The organism is Streptomyces sp. NPDC000348, from assembly GCF_042898795.1.
Taxonomy (GTDB): Bacteria; Actinomycetota; Actinomycetes; order Streptomycetales; family Streptomycetaceae; genus Streptomyces.
Genome location: NZ_JBIAZD010000021.1, coordinates 118,183 through 138,258 on the forward strand (window position 1 = coordinate 118,183; position 20,076 = coordinate 138,258).

15 protein-coding genes and 1 pseudogene are annotated in these 20,076 nt (G+C 72.9%); 13 read left to right on the plus strand and 3 right to left on the minus strand.

Annotation, left to right across the window (positions count from 1 at the left end):
• Positions 1-23: 23 nt before the first annotated feature.
• Positions 24-530: a cysteine dioxygenase gene (locus tag ACFY3N_RS31260; RefSeq protein WP_390820150.1), complete on the minus strand. Its 507-nt coding sequence runs from the start codon at positions 528-530 to the stop codon at positions 24-26.
• Positions 531-1,243: 713 nt separating this feature from the next.
• Here ACFY3N_RS31260 and ACFY3N_RS31265 point away from each other — a divergent pair.
• The 3 genes from ACFY3N_RS31265 to ACFY3N_RS31275 all read left to right on the plus strand — a co-directional run bounded on the left by ACFY3N_RS31265 (position 1,244) and on the right by ACFY3N_RS31275 (position 6,903).
• Entirely contained in the window at positions 1,244-1,507 is a 264-nt protein-coding gene (locus ACFY3N_RS31265; RefSeq protein WP_003975777.1) for a WhiB family transcriptional regulator, read from the plus strand.
• 204 nt (positions 1,508-1,711) lie between these two features.
• Positions 1,712-5,398, plus strand: a complete 3,687-nt coding sequence (locus tag ACFY3N_RS31270) for a glycosyltransferase (RefSeq protein WP_390820151.1) — start codon at positions 1,712-1,714, stop codon at positions 5,396-5,398.
• Complete coding sequence (locus tag ACFY3N_RS31275) at positions 5,395-6,903, plus strand: DUF5719 family protein (protein WP_390820152.1); 1,509 nt, start codon at positions 5,395-5,397, stop codon at positions 6,901-6,903. Before ACFY3N_RS31270 ends, ACFY3N_RS31275 begins: the two co-directional genes overlap by 4 nt.
• A 501-nt stretch (positions 6,904-7,404) precedes the next feature.
• Here the strand turns inward: ACFY3N_RS31275 and ACFY3N_RS31280 are convergent.
• Positions 7,405-7,854 carry a metallopeptidase family protein gene (locus ACFY3N_RS31280; protein ID WP_390820153.1) on the minus strand — a complete coding sequence of 150 codons (450 nt, stop codon included), beginning with the start codon at positions 7,852-7,854 and terminating at the stop codon, positions 7,405-7,407.
• 283 nt (positions 7,855-8,137) lie between these two features.
• Between ACFY3N_RS31280 and ACFY3N_RS31285 the strand changes: the two genes are divergently transcribed.
• The 9 genes and pseudogenes from ACFY3N_RS31285 (at position 8,138) to ACFY3N_RS31325 (ending at position 17,615) form a co-directional block, all read left to right on the plus strand.
• Positions 8,138-8,560 carry a DUF3499 domain-containing protein gene (locus ACFY3N_RS31285; protein WP_390820154.1) on the plus strand — a complete coding sequence of 141 codons (423 nt, stop codon included), beginning with the start codon at positions 8,138-8,140 and terminating at the stop codon, positions 8,558-8,560.
• A 165-nt stretch (positions 8,561-8,725) separates the two neighbouring features.
• A pseudogene (locus ACFY3N_RS31290) lies at positions 8,726-9,025 on the plus strand (L-lactate permease); the annotation flags it as partial.
• 88 nt (positions 9,026-9,113) lie between these two features.
• A complete protein-coding gene (locus ACFY3N_RS31295) occupies positions 9,114-10,481 on the plus strand; it encodes a phosphomannomutase/phosphoglucomutase (RefSeq protein WP_390820155.1) in 1,368 nt (455 codons plus the stop codon).
• A 426-nt stretch (positions 10,482-10,907) separates the two neighbouring features.
• Positions 10,908-11,078, plus strand: a complete 171-nt coding sequence (locus ACFY3N_RS31300; protein WP_079057723.1) for a Trm112 family protein — start codon at positions 10,908-10,910, stop codon at positions 11,076-11,078.
• A 63-nt stretch (positions 11,079-11,141) separates the two neighbouring features.
• Positions 11,142-12,269: an SIS domain-containing protein gene (locus ACFY3N_RS31305; RefSeq protein ID WP_390820156.1), complete on the plus strand. Its 1,128-nt coding sequence runs from the start codon at positions 11,142-11,144 to the stop codon at positions 12,267-12,269.
• A 96-nt stretch (positions 12,270-12,365) separates the two neighbouring features.
• Positions 12,366-13,517: a mannose-6-phosphate isomerase, class I gene (gene manA / locus ACFY3N_RS31310; RefSeq protein ID WP_390820157.1), complete on the plus strand. Its 1,152-nt coding sequence runs from the start codon at positions 12,366-12,368 to the stop codon at positions 13,515-13,517.
• Between the two features lie 144 nt (positions 13,518-13,661).
• On the plus strand, positions 13,662-14,642 hold the full coding sequence (locus ACFY3N_RS31315; protein WP_390820158.1) for a cation diffusion facilitator family transporter: 981 nt from the start codon (positions 13,662-13,664) through the stop codon (positions 14,640-14,642).
• Between the two features lie 750 nt (positions 14,643-15,392).
• A complete protein-coding gene (gene ahcY, locus ACFY3N_RS31320; RefSeq protein WP_390820159.1) occupies positions 15,393-16,850 on the plus strand; it encodes an adenosylhomocysteinase in 1,458 nt (485 codons plus the stop codon).
• 150 nt (positions 16,851-17,000) lie between these two features.
• A complete protein-coding gene (locus ACFY3N_RS31325) occupies positions 17,001-17,615 on the plus strand; it encodes a hypothetical protein (RefSeq protein WP_390820160.1) in 615 nt (204 codons plus the stop codon).
• Positions 17,616-17,635: 20 nt separating this feature from the next.
• On the opposite strand, the gene ACFY3N_RS31330 is transcribed toward ACFY3N_RS31325, so the two are convergent.
• Entirely contained in the window at positions 17,636-18,598 is a 963-nt protein-coding gene (locus ACFY3N_RS31330) for an RDD family protein (RefSeq protein ID WP_390820169.1), read from the minus strand.
• A gap of 148 nt (positions 18,599-18,746) precedes the next feature.
• Between ACFY3N_RS31330 and ACFY3N_RS31335 the strand changes: the two genes are divergently transcribed.
• The gene (locus ACFY3N_RS31335; RefSeq protein ID WP_390820161.1) at positions 18,747-19,754 is read left to right on the plus strand and encodes a stage II sporulation protein M; all 1,008 of its coding nucleotides are present in this window, start codon (positions 18,747-18,749) and stop codon (positions 19,752-19,754) included.
• Positions 19,755-20,076 lie beyond the last annotated feature (322 nt).

Here is a 20,076-nt window from a genome sequence, read left to right on the forward strand (position 1 = left end):
TCGCAGGCGGCTACGACATCGCGTCAGGCAGTTACCGGGCCGGGCGCCGTGCGGGCCTCGCAGTGGGGCGAGGCGTGCATCGGCATCTCGGTCAGGCCCGGGTGGTAGACGTGCAGGCTGACCGCGGGTTCCAGCGCGTCGTTGACGACCTCGTGCACGTAGCCGGGTGCGAACACGCGCTGCGCGCCGGCCGTCAACACGCGCGTGCCGCGCTCCGTGCGCTCGGTCAGGGTGCCGTCCAGGACGGTGAGCACGCCGGAGGAGCGGCCGTGGTCGTGCGGCCCGCTGCCCTGGCCGGGGATCCAGGACAGCAGCCACACCTCGTAGCCGGGGCCGGTGCGCAGCCGGTGGTACCAGCGGCTGGTGGCGTCGTACCGGACGAGGTGCTCCCACTGGGAGCGGTCGGCGGCGATGGAGCGGACCAGGCCGACGAACTCGGCGACGGTGGCCGGGTGCTCGCGCGGGGGCTGGAGCAGGTGCGGGACTTCGAGGATGTCGCCGGCGATCTGGAGGTCGCTGTCGCTGTTCATGGGTGCGGAGGTTCCTTGGCGGAGAAGCGGTGGGGGGTGTCGCGTCGCGTGCGCCCGGGTCGCGGGCGGCGGCGAGGGGGGCCCTGGTGGGAGCGAAGGAAACAACGGCCGGGTCTGTGGCCCGGCGAGGGCTGGAGCTACGGGAGAGGGCTCAACAGCCGGAACAGCGACAGCTACAGCGAGCGCGGGCAGCACCGAGGAACCCGACGGGGCGGGCCGAGGTGAGTGCCGAATTCGCGAGCATGCCCACTAGGACAGCGGTTCATTCCTCCACTGTCAACTCGGCACCCGGTATGTGGGACATGGTTCACCTCATCCGGTTCATCTTGCAGGCGAAAGGTTTGCTCAGTCGTTTCTCGGGACACATGGTGCCCACGGCCGGGCGTCCTGCACGTCGTTGCGATCCCGTGATCCGACTGTGATCCGGTTCGCTTCGGTGCGGGTGTCGGAACGAGATCGCCCCCCTGGGCGTCCTCCCCGTGGAGGCTGCGCGTGGGGGCTGGAAGCCCTGTGGGCCCCGTACGTGTGTCAAGGTTTAGGACGATTTGAACACTTTCCGCTTGGCCTTGGTTCCGCAGAGTGAATAAGGGGCTCAATAGCAGATCTCGGCTTGACTCGCCCGGAGCAGCACACTTGTAATTTCACTCGTGTCGTTCAGCCGGAATCGGTAACGGCTGGATCACGGGGACGCGAAAGACAGACGAGGGGCGCACATGACCGAGCTGGTGCAGCAACTGCTGGTCGACGACGCGGACGAGGAGCTCGGCTGGCAGGAGCGCGCGCTGTGCGCCCAGACCGACCCCGAGTCCTTCTTCCCCGAGAAGGGCGGCTCGACCCGGGAGGCGAAGAAGGTCTGCCTCGCGTGCGAGGTCCGCTCCGAGTGCCTCGAGTACGCCCTCGCCAACGACGAGCGCTTCGGCATCTGGGGCGGCCTGTCCGAGCGGGAGCGCCGCCGGCTGAAGAAGGCCGCCGTCTGACGAATCGACACATGACCGTCGCAAGCACGGCACATGCGTCACTTCGTACATACATCGCTTAAGGCCCGTCGCGGGTGGGTTGTCCACAGGCGGCGGGTCGTTGTGTTGGCCAGCCGATAGTGTGGTCGCTCGTCCGAGACGCCCCGATGCCCCCACCGGGCACAGGCGTTCCCCCCAGACCACCGAACCGGGGCCCGTACCTCGATGTCCGTGCACAGCCACACGGCAGCCCGGCAAGACCTCGCTGCCACAGCAGGGTTCGACCCGACCCGCCCGCCCGAGTTCCCGCGTCACGTGGTGACGGCGGTCCTCGTCTCCCACGACGGCGCCCGCTGGCTGCCCGACGCGCTCGCCGGGCTGCTCGGCCAGGAGCGCCCCGTCCAGTTCGCCATGGGCGCCGACACCGGCAGCGCGGACGACTCCGCCCGACTGGTCACCGAGGCCCTCGGCGACGAACGCGTGCTGCACCTCGCCCGGCGCACCGGCTTCGGCCAGGCGGTCGAGGAGTGCAACCGCAGCGCCCCGCACCTCACACCGGAGGAGCTGCCGTACCTGAAGCGGCCGAGCGGCTGGGACCCGGTCACCCGCAGCTGGCGCGATGACGCCTACGACCTGCCGGAACTCCCGCACGGGGAACCGGTGCAGTGGCTGTGGCTGCTGCACGACGACTGCGCGCCCGAACCCGACGCGCTGGCCCAGATGCTGCGCGTCGTGGAGAACGAGTACGAGCTCGGCCGTGACGACGTGGCCGTCGTCGGCCCCAAGCTCCGCGGCTGGTACGACCGCAGGCAACTCCTCGAGGTCGGCGTCTCCATCGCCAACTCCGGCCGCCGCTGGACCGGTCTGGACCGCCGCGAACAGGACCAGGGGCAGCACGACCACGTGCGGCCCGTGCTGTCGGTGTCCACCGCCGGCATGCTGATCCGCCGTGACGTCTTCGACCGGCTCGGCGGGTTCGACCGGCACCTGCCCCTCATGCGCGACGACGTCGACCTGTGCTGGCGCGCCCACTCCGCGGGGCACCGGGTCCTGATCGCCCCCGACGCGGTCGTCCGGCACGCCGAGGCCGCCTCCCGCGAGCGCCGCGCCGTCGACTGCGTGGGCCGCACCTCCGCCTCCCCGCACAAGGTGGACAAGGCGGGCGCGGTCTACACCCTGCTCGTCAACGCCCGCACGGCCGCCCTGCCCTGGGTGCTGCTGCGCGTGGTCCTCGGCACCGTGCTCCGCACCCTCGCCTACCTCGTCGGCAAGGTCCCCGGACAGGCCGTCGACGAGATCCGCGGCCTCATGGGCACCCTGCTCCGGCCCGAACGGATCCTCGCCGGGCGGCGGCATCGCGGCAGCCCGCAGACCGACAAGGGCGAGATGCGGCCGCTGTTCCCGCCGCCCGGTGCGACCGTCCGCGTCACCGTGGAACAGGTCGCGAGCAGCCTCGTCGGCCGCTCCGACCCCGAGGCCGTCGCCGGCGCGGGACGCCACGGCGGCACCGTCGAGTCCGGACCCGGCGGCGACGACGCCGACTTCCTGGAGGTCGAGCAGTTCGCCCGCCTCAAGCGCATCGCCCGCAAGCCCGGCCCGGTGCTCTTCCTGGTGCTGCTGCTCGTCTCCCTCGCGGCCTGCCGCCAGCTCCTCGACACCGGCGCGCTCGCGGGCGGCGCCCTGCTCCCCGCGCCCGCCGGCGCCGGTGAGCTGTGGGCCCGCTACACCGACGCCTGGCACACCGTGGGCGCCGGCGGCACCGGATCCGCACCGCCCTACCTGGCGATCGTCGCGGCCTTCGCCTCCCTCCTGCTCGGCTCCACCGGCCTCGCCGTCACGATCCTCCTGGTCTGCTCGGTACCGCTGGCCGGCCTCACCGCGTACTTCGCCTCCCGCCCGCTCGTCGAGTCCCGGCTGCTGCGCGCGTGGGCGGCCGTCGCCTACGCCTTCCTGCCCGCCGCGACCGGCGCCCTGGCCGGCGGCCGCATCGGCACCGCCGTGCTCGCCGTGCTGCTGCCGCTGATCGCCCGCGCGGGCACCGCCGCGAGCGGCCTCACGAGCCCCGCGGGCACCCGCGGCAGCTGGCGCGCCTCCTGGGCGTACGCCCTGCTGCTGACGATCACCACGGCGTTCACCCCGATCGTGTGGCCCATCGCCCTGGTCCTCGGCGTCGGCGTACTGGCCCTGCGCAGGACCGACCTCCCGGCCTACGGACTCCGCTTCCTGGCCCAGCTGGGCATCCCCCTGCTGATCCTCGCCCCCTGGTCGCTCTCCCTCCTGCCCCTCGGCTTCTTCCGGGAAGCGGGCCTGGAGTACGGCCCCTCCGCCGCCTCCGCCCTCGACCTGCTCGGCGCGAGCCCGGGCGGCCCCGGCACCGTCGGCGGCCTGCTGCTCGTCGGCCTGGTGCTCGCCGCGCTCGCGGCCCTGCTCCGCGCCGAACGCCGGACGGCGATCCTCACCGCGTGGGCGGCCGCCCTGGTGGGCCTCGTCTTCGCGGTCCTGTCCAACAGCTCCACCTGGGCGGGCCCCGCGACCCTCGTCTACGGCATCGCCGTGCTGGCCGCCGCCACGCTCGGCGCCGACGGGGCACGCGCGCGTGTCGCCGAGCAGAGCTTCGGCTGGCGCCAGCCGGTCGCCGCGCTGATCGCCCTCGCCTGCGCGGTCGGCCCGCTGGTCGCCGCCGCCGGCTGGATGATCCGCGGCGCCGACGGGCCCGTGGAGCGGCGCGACCCCGTCCAAGTGCCCGCGTTCGTCGCCGAGGAGAGCGGCACCCGGGACCAGGCCCGCACCCTCGTCCTCGACAGCGACTCCACCGCCCGGGTCGACTACGTCCTGGTCCGCGGCTCCGGCGCCCGCATGGGCGACGCGGAGATCGCCGCGGTGGACGGCGGGAACACCGGGCTCGACAAGGTCGTCGCCAACCTCGTCGCCGGCTCCGGCGCCGACCAGGCCGACCAGCTCGGCGGCTTCGCCGTCCGCTACGTCCTCGTCCACCCGGGCGCACCGCGCGAGGTCACCCGCGTCCTGGACGCCACCCCGGGTCTGTCCCGGCTCAGCCAGCAGGCGGGCGGCGCGCTGTGGCGGGTGGACCGGCAGGTCGCCCGCGCGACCATCGTCCCCGCCGAGGCCGGCAAGGACGGCGGCGGCGAGCCCGTGCCGGTCGCCGCCGGACCGGTCGACATCCACACCGGGATCCCGGACGGCGCGGAGGGCCGCGTCCTGCGCCTCGCCGACACCGCCGCCGAGGGCTGGTCCGCCACTCTCGACGGCAAGCCGCTGACCCGCACCACGGTCGACGGCTGGGCACAGGGCTTCGAACTCCCCGCCACCGGGGGCACGCTGGACGTCACCTACGACGATCCGGTCACCCACACCGCCTGGCTGTGGGCCCAGGGCCTGCTCGCCGTCGTCCTCGTCGTCATGGCCCTGCCCGGCCGCCGCCGCGACATCGACGACGACCTGCCCGAGGAACCGGCCGTCCCCGCCGAGGCCGTGGCCGGCGAGGGCCGTCGTGCCCGCCGCCTGCGCGCCCAGGCCGAGGCCGAGGCGGAGGCGGAGTCCGCCACCGAAGAACCGCGCGCCGACGAGGACTTCCCCGCCCCGCCCGAGCAGCCCCCCGTCCCCCTCCCGCAACAGCCCGACCACGGCGACTGGGACGCGGCGGCGCAGTACCCGAACGCCTACCCGGACGAGCAGTACCAGCAGTACCCGGCGGACGCCTACGGCCAGGCCTACCAGGCGGAGACCCATCCCCAGGGCGGCGAGTACGACCCGTACGCCTACGGCACCCAGCAGCCGCCGTACGACCGGACCTACGCACCGGGCTACGACCAGAACTACACGCAGGGCTACGACACGTCGTACGACCCCCACGGCACGGGCAGTGAGCGTCCCGACGGGAGCCAGCAGTGAACCGCACCACCCTGTCCCTGATCGCGGGCGTGACCGCGCTCGCCGCCGTCACCGGTTTCGCCGCGGTGTCCTCACCGGACGCCAAGGCCACGGACGGGACGGCGGAGGCGGCGGCCCACCTCCCCGTGGAACGCACGCGCCTGGTGTGCCCCCCGCCCAGCAGCTCCGACCTGGCCGAGACGACGTACACGTCCTTCACCCCGGTCACGAAGGGCACGGGGAACGAGGGCGGGGCCGAACTCCAGCCGGCCACGGAGCAGAAGCCGGACGGATCGGGGTCCGAGGACGCCGAGGACGACAAGGACGCCGGGTCCGAGAAGCCCGTACTGGAGCCCGAGGACCCCGGCAAGCCGGTCACCGGGGAGACGGCCGGCGGTGAGTCCCCGGCCCTCCTCGGCACCGCCGAGGGCCGCTTCGCGCCGGGCTGGACCGTGCAGGAGACGACGACGGTCACCGCGGGCACGGGCCGGGGCATGCACGGCGTCACCTGCACGGCCCCGGACACGGAGTTCTGGTTCCCCGGCGCGAGCACCGACGCCGACCGCACCGACTACGTCCACCTGACCAACCCCGACGACTCGGCGGCGGTCGTGGACATCGAGCTCTACGGCGAGGACGGCGCCCTCGAGACGACGGTGGGGGAGGGCATCACGGTCCAGCCGCACTCCGCCGAGCCGGTCCTGCTCTCGACGCTCACCGACGGGAAGCAGACCGATGTGACCGTGCACGTGGTGGTCCGCAGCGGCCGGATCGGCGCCGCCGTACAGGCCCTGGACGGCAAGCTGGGCGGCGACTGGCTGCCCGCGTCGGCCGACCCGTCCGGCAGCCTGGTCCTGCCCGGCATCCCGAAGGACGCCACCGCCGTACGCCTGGTCGCCTTCACCCCCGGTGACGCCGACGTCGACCTGAAGGTCCGCCTCGCCTCCCCCTCCGGCCTGATCACCCCGGCCGGCCACGACACCCTCCACGTGAAGGGCGGCATGACGGCGGCCGTCGACCTGGACGACATCACGCGCGGCGAGGCGGGCTCCCTGGTCCTCACGGCGGCGGACGACTCCGTCCCGGTCGTGGCGGCGGTACGGGTGCTGCGCGGCAAGGGCGACGACCAGGAGTCGGCCTTCATCCCGGCCGCACGACCGGTCGGCACGCGTGCGACGGCCGTGGACAACACGGCCAAGGGCACGACGCTCTCGGTGACGGCTCCCGGGGGCACGGCGAAGATCAAGGTCACGGCCTCGGCGGGCACCGAGGGCGGTACGGAGGCCTCGAAGACGTACACGATCAAGTCGGGCACGACGCAGGACGTCGAGGCGCCGGTGCCGGCCGGGGTGAAGGGCCCGTACGCCCTCACGGTGGAACCCCAGTCCGACACGCCGGTCTACGCGTCCCGGACGCTGGCGGTGACGGAGAACGGCGTCCCGTTCTTCACGGTCCAGCCCCTTCCGGACGACCGGGGCATGGTGGCGGTACCGGAACCGAACGAGGACCTGTCGATTCTGCAGTAGGCGTCATCCGCACGGCGTTCGGTCCGGCGGCGCCCACTGCTTGGTGGGTGGGTCGGGGCCGGGTCGGGGGTGTCCGTCCTCGGACCGGCGCGGATCACGTCACTCGGAGGGGGTGCGGGGCGCGGACGCGCCGCCCACTGCGGGCGGCCACCCCCGCCCCGACCCCTCCGCGCCGTACGCGGCCACCTGCCGCCGCCCCGCCGCTTCCGCGGGCAGCCGCGATCCCCGCTCCCGCGGGCAGTCGCGGCCCCCGCTCCCGCGGGCAGTCGTGCCGCTGGGGCGATGGGGGTCCCCCCGCTCGAGCGGAGCCGAGAGTGGGGGAGGGTGGGCGCTGGGGGTCCCCCCTCTGGGGGAGGCACCCTGCGAGCGCCGGGCCGCGCGGACACCCTCCGGCCCACCCCCACGCAGGGCACCCCACACAGCACCGGGCCACACAAACCCGCCCCCCGCCGCTCCCCTCGCACACACGAACCGCAGGCGCAGCCCCCGCCGCACGCCCCCTCAATCCTCCCCGTACCGCGGATCCACCGTCTCCGGCGTCAGCCCCAGCAACTCCGCCACCTGCTCGACCACGACCTCATGCACAAGAGCCGCCCGCTCGTCCCGCCCCTTGGTACGGATCTCCACCGGCCGCCGGTAGATCACCACCCGCGCCGGCCGCCCCTCACGGGCAGCCACGGTCCCGCCCAGCGGCACCGCCTCGTCGCTCCAGGCCCTCCCGTCCAGCCGCGGCACGTCCAGCACCAGGAAATCGATGTCGGCCAGCTGCGGCCACCGCCGTTCCAGTCGCTCCACGGAGTCCTGCACGAGATCCGCGAACGTCTCCGCGCGGCTGGCGGCGAGCGGCACCTGCGGAGGTGCGATCGGGCCGCGCATGCCCCGGCCGTGGCGATCACGGCGTCGGGGCCCGGGGCCGGGTCCGGCGGCACGGGGCGTCACAGAGCTGTCCATCACCGCGAAGCGTAGTCGTCACGTCGCCGCCCCGCCCGATCCCCGTACGCCTTCCGGCCGACCCGCACGGCATGTCACAACATGACCATTCCAGCCAAGGTTGGGCTCGATTTCGTATCTCTCCGAGACCGATGACCTCAAGTCAATTGGCAGTGTTTGTGCCGACTGGTGACCGGAATCGGAACCGGCCGGCCCTCCGGGCCCGCACGTCCTGCCAGGTCAGCAAGGTATGCCCAAAGGGGTATGTGGGGCGTTTCACACCACGACACGGGGGAGTGACCTGGTGGAGAGTCGTCGCGGCCCGCTCAAGAGTGCGGTACCGTCCAACGTCGTGAGCCCTGTACGTCGCTGTTCGCGCACCGCCTGCGGCCGTCCCGCCGTCGCGACGCTGACGTACGTCTACGCCGACTCGACCGCGGTCCTCGGCCCGCTCGCCACCTACGCCGAACCCCACTGCTACGACCTGTGCGCGGAGCACTCCGAGCGCCTCACCGCGCCGCGCGGCTGGGAGGTCGTCCGGCTGCTCGACGGTTCGGCCCCGGCCCAGCCCAGCGGGGACGACCTGGAAGCGCTTGCGAACGCGGTGCGCGAGGCGGCCCGTCCGCAGGAGCGGGCGGCGGGGGCGGGTGGCGGTCCCCGCACCGCGGACCCCATGGAGGTCGCGCGCCGCGGCCACCTGCGCGTACTCCGCTCCCCGGACAACTGACCGGGGCGAGCCGCCCCGTCCCGCACCTCAGGCGCCGCATGAACCCCCGCACGCCCATTGACGCCTGCTTGGCGCGGACATGGCCATCCCCTGGAGCGCGGTGAGAAATCGCTTTCACATGGCGGAACCCGGGAGGCGCCCGTGTACGTCCAGGAACTGGAACCCGTCGCCGTCTCCGGCTCGGACACCTCCTCCAACGCCCTCTTCGGCGCCCTCCAGGTGACCGCCGCCCAGCAGTCGGGGCTGTCGCCCGACCTGCTCGCCGCCGCCAACAGCTCCGGCGGCGTCCTCGGCAAGATGATCTCGCCGCAGAACCTCACCATCGCCTGCGCGGCCGTCGGACCGGCGGGCCGGGAGGGCGACCTGCTGCGCAAGGTGCTGCCCTGGAGCCTCGGTCTGCTGCTCGTGATGTGCCTGCTCGTGGTGGGCCGGAGCACGGCGGTGCTCGACTGGATGCCGCCCTGAGTCCCCGCGACGTCCGTGGCCCCGACCGGAGCGCCATCCCGCTACGGGTAGTTTGTGGTGACCGACAGGACTTCCGGAAGGGCTGGCCGTGGCTGCTGATCTGGCGCAGATCGTGAAGGCGTACGACGTGCGCGGGGTCGTCCCCGACCAGTGGGACGAGTCCCTGGCCGAGCTCTTCGGCGCCGCCTTCGTCCGGGTGACCGGCGCGACCGCCGTCGTCACCGGTCACGACATGCGGCCGTCGTCCCCCGGCCTGTCGGGCGCGTTCGCACGCGGGGCGGCGGACCTGGGCGCCGACGTCACCGAGATCGGCCTGTGCTCCACGGACCAGCTCTACTACGCCTCGGGAGCCCTGGGCCTCCCCGGCGCGATGTTCACGGCCTCGCACAACCCGGCGCGGTACAACGGCATCAAGCTGTGCCGCGCGGGCGCCGCCCCCGTGGGCCAGGACACCGGTCTGGCCGAGATCCGGGAACTCGTCGAGCGGTGGAGCGAGTCGGGTGCCCCGGAGCCGGCCGGCGCCCGGGGAACGATCACCCGGCGCGACACGCTGGACGACTACGCGGCGCACCTGCGCTCGCTCGTCGACCTGACCTCCGTCCGTCCCCTGAAGGTCGTCGTCGACGCGGGCAACGGCATGGGCGGGCACACGGTCCCGACGGTCTTCGCCGGTCTGCCGCTCACCCTCGTCCCGATGTACTTCGAACTCGACGGCACCTTCCCCAACCACGAGGCCAACCCCCTCGACCCGGCCAACCTCGTCGACCTGCGCGAGCGGGTCCGTGAGGAGGGCGCCGACCTCGGCCTCGCCTTCGACGGCGACGCCGACCGCTGCTTCGTCGTCGACGAGCGGGGCGAACCGGTCTCCCCGTCCGCGATCACCGCCCTGGTCGCCTCCCGCGAACTGGCCCGCAACGGCGGCAAGGGCACGGTCATCCACAACCTGATCACGTCCTGGTCGGTCCCCGAGGTCGTACGGGAGAACGGCGGCACCCCCGAGCGCACCCGCGTGGGCCACTCCTTCATCAAGGCCGAGATGGCCAGGACCGGCGCGATCTTCGGCGGCGAGCACTCCGCGCACTACTACTTCCGCGACTTCTGGAATGCCGACACGGGCATGCTGGCCGCGCTGCACGTCCTCGCCGCCCTCGGCGGCCAGCAGGGCACGCTGTCGGCCCTGGTCGCCCAGTACGACCGCTACGCGGGCTCCGGCGAGATCAACTCCACGGTCGACGACCAGAGCGCCCGCCTCGCCGCGATCAGGGCCGCGTACGAGGGCCGCGACGGCATCACCCTCGACGACCTGGACGGCCTCACCGTCACCTCCGCCGACTGGTGGTTCAACGTCCGCCCCTCCAACACGGAACCCCTCCTCCGCCTGAACGCGGAGGCCCGGGACGAGCCCACCATGAAAAAAATCCGCGACGAAGCACTGGCCATCATCAGATCGTCCTGACCACCCCACCACGCGCAGCCGCCCGCTTCCCGCGTTCCCGCGGGCAGCCGCCCGCTTCCCGCGTTCCCGCGGGCAGCCGCCCGCTTCCCGCGTTCCCGCGGGCAGCCGCCCGCTTCCCGCGTCCCCGCGGGCAGCCACCCGCTTCCCGCGTCCCCGCGGGCAGTCGTGCCGCTGGGGCGGCACGGGTGGGCGCTGGGGGTACCCCCTCTGGGGGAGGCACCCCGCAAGCGCCGGGCTGCGCGACCCCCCGGCCCACACCATCGCGGAGCACCCCGCAAACGCCGGCCGCCCAGGCCCCGCCCCCCGGGCCCAGGCCCCGCTCCCCCGCACCGGTCACCGCACAACCCCACCCGTCCCGCCCACCCCACCGTCCACCCCCCACCAGCGGTACCCTGACCAGCACATCCACCCAGCGAAGGGACCCCCATGCCACTCGAAGCCGGCCTCCTGGAGATCCTCGCCTGCCCGGCCTGCCACTCCCCCCTCAAGGAGCAGGACACGGAACTGATCTGCACCGGCCAGGACTGCGGCCTGGCCTACCCCGTCCGCGACGGCATCCCCGTCCTCCTCGTCGACGAGGCCCGCCGCCCCGCGTAACGGCCAACCGGCACACCACGCACCGTCGACGCCCCGCCGATCGGAGACCGGAGCCCGCCGCCCATGTTCGACGAATCGCTGCTCGACTCACCGGAGGGCCTCGCCGAGGCCGACCGCCACGCCCTGCTCCGCGGTGCCGCCGAAGCCGGCGCCCGCGTCCGCACCGCCGCACGGCACGCCGCCGAGGCCGGCGTCAACGACCTGAAGCCCGACGGCCGCCCCCGCGCCGTGCTCATCGCCGGCCCCGGCGCCGCGGCCACCCAGACCGCCGACCTCCTCGGCACCCTGGCCGGCGCCGGCAGCCCCGTCACCCGCCTCGCACCCACCGGCGTCGCCCCCGCGGCAGGCGCCCTGCGCTGGGAACTGCCCGGCTGGGCCGGCTCCGTGGATCTGCTCCTCATCGCCACCCCGGACGGCACCGAACCGGGCCTGTCCCTGCTCGCCGAGCAGGCGTACCGCCGCGGCTGCACCGTCGTCGCCGTGGCCCCCGCCCGCACCCCGCTCGCCGACACGGTGAACGGCTCCGTCGGCCTGTTCGTCCCCATGGCGACCGCGCCCTACGACCAGGACGAACCCCTCGCCGCCTCCGCCCCCGGCGTCCTGTGGGCGCTGCTCACCCCGCTGCTCGCGCTCCTGGACCGCACCGGCCTGCTCACCGCCCCGCCGGACGCCCTGGAGAAGATCGCCGACCGCCTCGACGGCATCGCCGAACGCTGCGGTCCGGCCATCGCGACGTACAGCAACCCCGCCAAGACCCTGGCCGCCGAACTCGCCGACGCGCTCCCCGTCGTATGGACCGAAGGGGTCTCGGCCGGCCCGGCGGGCCGCCGCTTCGCCGCCGCCCTCGCCGAACTCTCCGGTACCCCCGCGGTCGTCGCCGAACTCCCCGAGGCGCTCGCCGCGCACAGCGCCCTGCTGGCCGGCCCGCTCGCCGCCAGCGCGGACCCGGACGACTTCTTCCGCGACCGCGTCGAGGAGGCACCCGCCCTGCACGCGCGCGTGGTGCTGCTCCGCGACCGCCCCACCGGCGGCCTCACCGCCGCTCCCGCCGCCCGTGACCTGGCCCTCACCCACGACACGCCGGTCAGCGAGCTGGAACCGGAGGCGGGCGGCGAACTGGAGACCCTCGCGGAACTGATCGCCGTCACGGATTTCGCCGCCGTTTACCTGGCGCTCGCCTCGGGAGCCTGATCATGCCAGGGAAGCCCTGATCCTCCCTCCGCGCGTACGCCACGGCACACACCGCGCGCACGCACGAGAACCGGCAGAAGGAACGCAGAGAACCCCATGGACCGCCTCGACAACACCATCCGCCCCTACGCCTGGGGTTCCACCACCGCCATCCCGCGGCTGCTCGGCACCGAACCGACCGGCGAGCCGCAGGCGGAGATGTGGATGGGCGCCCACCCCGGCGCGCCCTCGCGCACCGAACGGGGCACGCTCGTCGAGGTCATCGACGCCGACCCGGAGCGGGAACTCGGCCCGGACTCGGTCGCCAGGTTCGGCCCCCGCCTGCCCTTCCTGCTCAAACTCCTCGCCGCCGGAGCCCCGCTCTCCCTCCAGGTCCACCCCGACCTGGCCCGGGCGAAGGAGGGCTACGCGGACGAGGAGCGCCGCGGCGTCCCCGTCACCGCCCCGCACCGCAACTACAAGGACGCCAACCACAAGCCCGAACTGATCTGCGCCCTGACCGAGTTCGACGGCCTGTGCGGCTTCCGCGACCCGCGGCGCGCCGCCGAGCTCCTCGACGGCCTCGGCGTCGACTCCCTGAAGCCGTACGTCGATCTGCTGCACGCCCACCCCGAGGAGGCGGCCCTGCGCGAGGTCCTCACCGCGATCCTCACCGCCGACCCCGAGGAGATGGCCCGCACGGTCACCGAGACCGCCGCCGCCTGCGACCGTCTCGGCGGCGCCTACGCCCCGTACGCAGACATCGCCCACCACTACCCGGGCGACCCCGGCGTCATCGCCGCGGTGCTCCTCAACCACGTCCGGCTCCAGCCCGGCGAGGCGCTCTTCCTCGGCGCCGGCGTCCCGCACGCCTACCTCGACGGCCTCGGCGTCGAGATCATGGCCAACTCCGACAACGTCCTGCGCTGCGGCCTGACCCCCAAGCACGTCGACGTCCCCGAACTCCTGCGCATCGTCCGCTTCGAGGCGGGCGATCCCGGCGTGCTGCGACCGGAGGCCGGCCCGGACGGCGAGGAGGTCTACGAGACCCCCATCGACGAGTTCCGCCTCTCCCGCTACGTCCTCCCCGCGGGCGGCGCGGCCCACGACCTCACCCTGACCACCCCGCAGATCCTGCTCTGCACCGCCGGCTCCGTACGGGCGGGCGAGCACGAGCTGACGCCCGGCGCCTCCGTGTTCGTCCCTTCAGGTGAGAAGGCGGAAGTGTCGGGTACCGGAACCCTGTTCAGGGCCACCGTCGTCGCCTGATCGCCCTGTGACGGCAACCTGACACGCCGTCGCCGAACCGGGCTGCAACAATGGCCCACCGTCAAAGGACGGGCAAAGTCCCGGGCGGCGTGCACCCACGTCCGTCCGGGCCCCACACGGCGTACGAAGGGACAACGCGAACACATGAGCGCGTCAGGCGGCACCAAGGCGATCGTGGCGGCACTCGCCGCCAACCTCGCGATCGCGGTAGCGAAGTTCGTGGCGTTCATCTTCAGCGGCTCGTCATCGATGCTCGCTGAGTCCGTCCACTCGCTCGCCGACTCCGGCAACCAGGCCCTGCTCCTCGTCGGCGGCAAGAGGGCACAGCGCCAGGCCACCCCGCAGCACCCCTTCGGCTACGGCCGGGAACGCTACATCTACGCCTTCCTCGTCTCCATCGTGCTCTTCTCGGTCGGCGGCATGTTCGCCCTCTACGAGGGCTACGAGAAGATCAAGCACCCGCACGAGCTGACGCACTGGTACTGGCCGGTCGGCGTCCTCGTCTTCGCGATCATCGCCGAGTCCTTCTCCTTCCGCACCGCCATCAAGGAGTCCAACACCCTGCGCGGCCAGCGCTCCTGGAAGGAGTTCGTCCGCCACGCCAAGGCGCCCGAGCTGCCGGTCGTCCTGCTGGAGGACCTCGGCGCGCTCGTCGGCCTGATCCTCGCCCTCGGCGGCGTCGGCATGGCCCTGGCCACCGGCAACAGCGTCTGGGACGGCATCGGCACCCTCTGCATCGGCGTCCTGCTCATCCTGATCGCCCTGATCCTCGCCGCCGAGACGAAGTCGCTGCTGCTCGGTGAGGCCGCGGGCGCCGAGGAGACCCGGAAGATCGAGGCCGCCGTCGTCGACGGCGACACCGTCACCCGCATCATCCACATGCGCACCCTCCACATCGGTCCCGAGGAGCTGCTGGTCGCCGCGAAGATCGCCGTCCGGCACGACGACACGGCCACCGAGATCGCCTCCGCCATCGACGCAGCCGAGTCCCGCATCCGCGCCGCCGTCCCGATCGCCCGGGTGATCTACCTCGAGCCCGACATCTACAGCGAGACCGAAGCCGTCAAGGGCGCCGACCCCGAGGCCACGCCCGGCGGCCCGACGCCGCACGACACCGCTCACTGAGTCCCGGCCCCGCCGGGAACCGCAGGACCTCAGGACGGAGGGGCCCGCCACATCGGCGGGCCCCTCCGCCGTCCGCCCCCGCACCGCCCGCACGGGCACCGTGCCGCCCTGGCCGTCGGCGAAGAACCGGGAGTCCCGCGCATCCGGACGGTGGCCACCCAGCAGGAACAGCCGCCCCGCGGCACCCGGACGTCGTACCGCGGCGGAAAGGGACCGTCGGCGCCCCCGCCCATCCGCGCGTACACGACGTCGTCACCGAGCCGGCAGGTGGGCGCCATGCTCCCGCTCCGCACGCCGGCCGTCCCGTGATTCAGTCGCAGAACCCCCGTGGACGCCACCCCCGTCAGCAGCCCCGCCGCGAGCAGCACCCACCCCGCGACCAGCATGCCCCGTCCCGTCCCCATGCCCGGATCCCTCCCCGCACGGCCCGTCCGCGAGGGGTGAGGCCGGCGGCCCGCACGGCGACGGCCGCCGGGGGTCCGGGAGCCGTGTGCCCGCCAGATCGGCCGGATGTGCACGCGGGCGGACTGGGGTCGGCCCGGCCGGTCGGTGTAGCTTGGGACGGAGCCAGACGTCGCTGCTGATGGCGGTCGGGCGGTCCACCGCGGACCGGCCGAGGGAGAGAGGGCCTCCGACGGACTGCGCTGCGCGCACGCGGGCATGCCTGTGTCCTCCTCGGGCACTCCTGTGTCCGCCGCCGCGCAGACCAGCCGTACCCACCTCGACCCACACCCCGAGGAGCAGCTCGCAATGACGACTGTCGACAACCGACAGGACTTCAAGGTCGCCGACCTCTCCCTGGCCGAGTTCGGCCGCAAGGAGATCACCCTCGCCGAGCACGAGATGCCCGGCCTGATGGCGATCCGCAAGGAGTACGCCGACGCCCAGCCCCTGGCCGGCGCCCGTGTCACCGGCTCCCTGCACATGACCGTGCAGACCGCCGTCCTCATCGAGACCCTGGTCGCCCTCGGCGCCCAGGTCCGCTGGGCGTCCTGCAACATCTTCTCCACCCAGGACCACGCCGCGGCCGCCATCGCCGTCGGCCCCGACGGCACGCCCGACAACCCGCGGGGCGTCCCGGTCTTCGCCTGGAAGGGCGAGACCCTGGAGGAGTACTGGTGGTGCACCGAGCAGGCGCTGACCTGGCCGGACAGCCCCACCGGCGGCCCCAACATGATCCTCGACGACGGCGGTGACGCCACCCTCCTCGTCCACAACGGCGTCCAGTACGAGAAGGACGGCGAGGTCCCCTCGCCCGACACCGCCGAGTCCGACGAGCACCGCGTCATCCTCGAACTGCTCACCCGCACCCTCGGCGAGAACCCGCAGAAGTGGACCCAGCTGGCGTCCGAGATCCGCGGCGTCACCGAGGAGACCACGACCGGCGTCCACCGCCTGTACGAGATGCAGCGCGAGGGCACCCTCCTGTTCCCGGCGATCAACGTCAACGACGCCGTCACCAAGTCGAAGTTCGACAACAAGTACGGCTGCCGCCACTCCCTGGTCGACGGCATCAACCGCGCCACCGACACCCTGATCGGCGGCAAGACCGCGGTCGTGTGCGGCTACGGCGACGTGGGCAAGGGCTGCGCGGAGTCCCTGCGCGGTCAGGGCGCCCGCGTCATCGTCACCGAGATCGACCCGATCTGCGCCCTGCAGGCCGCGATGGACGGCTACCAGGTCACGACGCTCGACGAGGTCGTCGACAAGGCCGACATCTTCGTCACCACGACCGGCAACAAGGACATCATCATGGCCGCCGACATGGCCAAGATGAAGCACCAGGCCATCGTCGGCAACATCGGCCACTTCGACAACGAGATCGACATGGCCGGCCTCGCCAAGGTCCCCGGCATCGTCAAGGACGAGATCAAGCCGCAGGTCCACACCTGGACCTTCCCCGACGGCAAGAAGATCATCGTCCTCTCCGAGGGCCGCCTGCTGAACCTGGGCAACGCCACCGGCCACCCGTCGTTCGTGATGTCCAACTCCTTCGCGGACCAGACCCTGGCCCAGATCGAGCTGTTCACCAAGCCCGACGAGTACCCGACCGGCGTCTACGTGCTGCCCAAGCACCTCGACGAGAAGGTCGCCCGCCTCCACCTCGACGCACTCGGCGTCAAGCTGACCACGCTCCGTCCGGAGCAGGCCGAGTACATCGGCGTCAAGGTCGAGGGCCCGTTCAAGTCGGACCACTACCGCTACTGAGCCCACGCTCCCACCCCGGGGAGCCCGTCCGCGCACGGACGGACCCCCCGGCAGCAGGTCCTCCGAGGCAGGCCCCCGCACCCCCGTGCCGGGGGCCTGCCCCTTTGGTGGACCGGCGACCGGCCCAGCCCGTCACGACCCAGGACCCCCATGCCCCGCGGCCGCTATTCGCTCCACGATCCGCACGATCGCACCCCCCTCGCAGAAGAACACTTCCACTGCGCCCCCGGCCCCTCCGGCTGGCGCTACGTCTCCCAGCTCACCGCCCCCTCAGGCGATCACCTGGGCTCGGTCGACCTCGCCCTCGATGAACTCGGCCGCCCCCTCCGCCTCGAACTCCACGCCGCGAGCTGGCAGGTCCGCGGTGCCGCCCTCGACGGCGTCACCTGGGTCCGCACCGACCCCACCGGAACCCACGCCACCGAAGGCAATGTGCGCGCCCACGCCTTCACCGGCTCGTCCCCCGCCTTCCTCGTCGCCACCGCCCGCCTCCTGCGCCTCACCCCCTCGGCGTCAGCCACCCGCGTACGCCTCGTCGCCTTCACGGACCCGGTCCTCGCCCCGCGCACCCTGGACCAGTCCTGGGCGCTGGTGGAAAGAGAAGCACACGCCACTGACAACGGCCCTCTGACCGTGGACGAATACCAGGTCACCGCCCTGGACACGGGCGAGCAGCACTCCGTGCACCTCGCCGGGGACGTGGTGCTCGCGGCCCCCGGCATCGAGCTCGAGGACCTCGAATCACCACCGTCGGTCTTCGACTGACCGGTGCCTCCCGAAGGCGCCTACGCCGGCGGGGCGAACCCCGTCGACGGCCGATCGGCCGACGACCCCTCCCGCGGCGGGACGACCCGCTCCCCGCGCCCCACGGCTCCCGGATCCGCCGACGGATCCGCAGCCGGCCGTACATCCGGCGCGACGGCCGCGCCGGGATGCACCGGCGGGGCACCGGCACCCGCCGAACCGGCCGTCCCCGCGGGCCCGCCACCCCCGGCCGGCCCCTGCCCGAACGCCCGCCGGGCCTCCCGGGCCTGCCGCTCCTGCACCACCGCCGCGAGGTACGCCGCGGGCGGCACCCCAGGCGGCACCGGCGCCCCCGTGCGCCCAGCAAGGTCCGCGGCCAGCCGCTCCGCCATCGACCAGCCGACCTGCGGATCGAGCTGCCCCATCCGCGTCAGGTACTGCCGGACGGCAAGCCACAGACCATCGGGCACCGCCGACAGGTCGAGCCCCGAGAAACGTCCGGCCAACCACGGCGGAGGCGGTGGCACGAACCCCGCCTGTCCGACCGGCACCCGCTCCCGCACGACCAGAGTCCCCGCGAACACATCCCCGAGCCGTCGCCCCCGTGCCGAAACCAGGGACGCGACGCAGGCCACCACCCCGAGCGTCATCAGGATCTCGATCACACCGATCAGGCCCCGCACCAGCGCGTGCCGGAACCGGATCGGCCCACCGTCGTCCCGCACGACCCGCAGCCCGCAGGCCGTCTTCCCGAGCGACCGCCCATGGCTGAGCGTCTCGACCAGGATCGGCCCGCCGACCAGCACGAGGACGAACAAGGCGATCGAGATCGCCGTCTGCGCCGCCTCGTCCAGCGAGGCCGTGGCAGCCACCAGAGCGACGGTCACCGCGACATAGACAGCCACGGCCGCCGCCAGATCGAGCAGCACGGCCAGTGCCCTGCTGGGCAGTCTCGCGGGGCGCAGCTCCAACACCACCGCCTCGCCCGTCACCAGCTCACTCACGCCCGCCGCCCTTCCCTGGCCTGCCCCGGACACCGTCAGTCTGCCAAGCTGATGGCACATCGCATCGCAGTACGACCAGCCGATCAAACAGATCATCCTTCCACTGGTCAGGCCGACCGCCGACGACAGCCGAGGAGCAGGCACACCGATGGACCTCGACGTCTTCGTCTCCGCCCACCGCGCGGAGTGGGACCGCCTCGACGCCCTGCTCCGGCGCCAGCGCCGCCTCACCGGCGCGGAGGCCGACGAACTCGTCGTCCTCTACCAGCGCACGGCCACCCACCTCTCCCTGATCCAGTCGGCCGCCCCCGATCCGCAGCTGACCGGCCGGCTCAGTCAACTGGTGGCACGCGCGCGCAGTGCCGTGACCGGCGCCCGCCGCGCCTCCTGGCGGGACGTCACGCGCTTCCTGTCCCACGGCTTCCCGGCAGCCGTCTACAAGTCGCGCCACTGGTGGGTGCCCACAGCACTCCTCTCCACAGCCGTAGCGGCACTCCTCGGCTGGTGGATAGGCACCCACCCCGAAGTGCAGGCGTCCATAGCGGCTCCCAGTGAGCTGCGCGAGCTCACCCGCCCCGGCGGCCAGTACGAGACGTACTACTCGAGCCACCCCGCGGCCTCCTTCGCCGCCCAGGTCTGGACGAACAACGCGTGGGCCGCGGCCCTCTGCCTGATCCTGGGCGTCTTCCTGGGCCTGCCGGTCCTCTGGATCCTCTTCCAGAACATGCTCAACCTGGGCGTCGGCTTCGGCCTGATGTCCTCCGCCGGCCGTCTCGACACCTTCCTCGGCCTCGTCCTGCCGCACGGCCTCCTGGAACTCACCGCGGTCTTCGTCGCGGCCGGAACCGGCCTCCGCCTCGGCTGGACCGTCATCGACCCGGGCCCCCGCACCCGGCGCACAGCCTTGGCGGCGGAAGGCCGGGCAGCCCTGGCCATGGCGATCGGCCTTGCCCTGGTCCTCTTCGTCTCCGGCGCCGTCGAAGGCTTCGTCACCCCATCGGGCCTGCCCACCTGGGCACGCATCACCATCGGAGTCATCGCCGAGCTGGCCTTCCTGGCCTACGTCTATGTCCTGGGCGGACGTGCGGCGCGCGCCGGCGAGACCGGCGACCTGGAGGCGTCCGAACGCAGCGCCGACGTGCCCACGGCCGCCTGATGTGCGCAAGGGCCAGCCGAGCTGCTAGTCTCCTCTTCGCCCCGCAGGAGCTGTTGACACGGCTCAGGTGGGGAGGTAGATTCAAACAGTTGCCTGAAGACGGGATCTGACCCGGAAGGCGACCGTGAGCGTCTGTCAGCTTCTGACCGAAACGATGATTTCGAAGAAGCACCTACCGATAAATCGGAAAACGAAGGCCGGTAAGTCCGCCCTGAAACTTCTGATAAAGTCGGAACCGCCGGAAAGGGAAACGCGGAAGCGGGAACCCGGAAAGCACCGAGGAAATCGGGTCGGAAAGATCTGATAGAGTCGGAGACGCAAG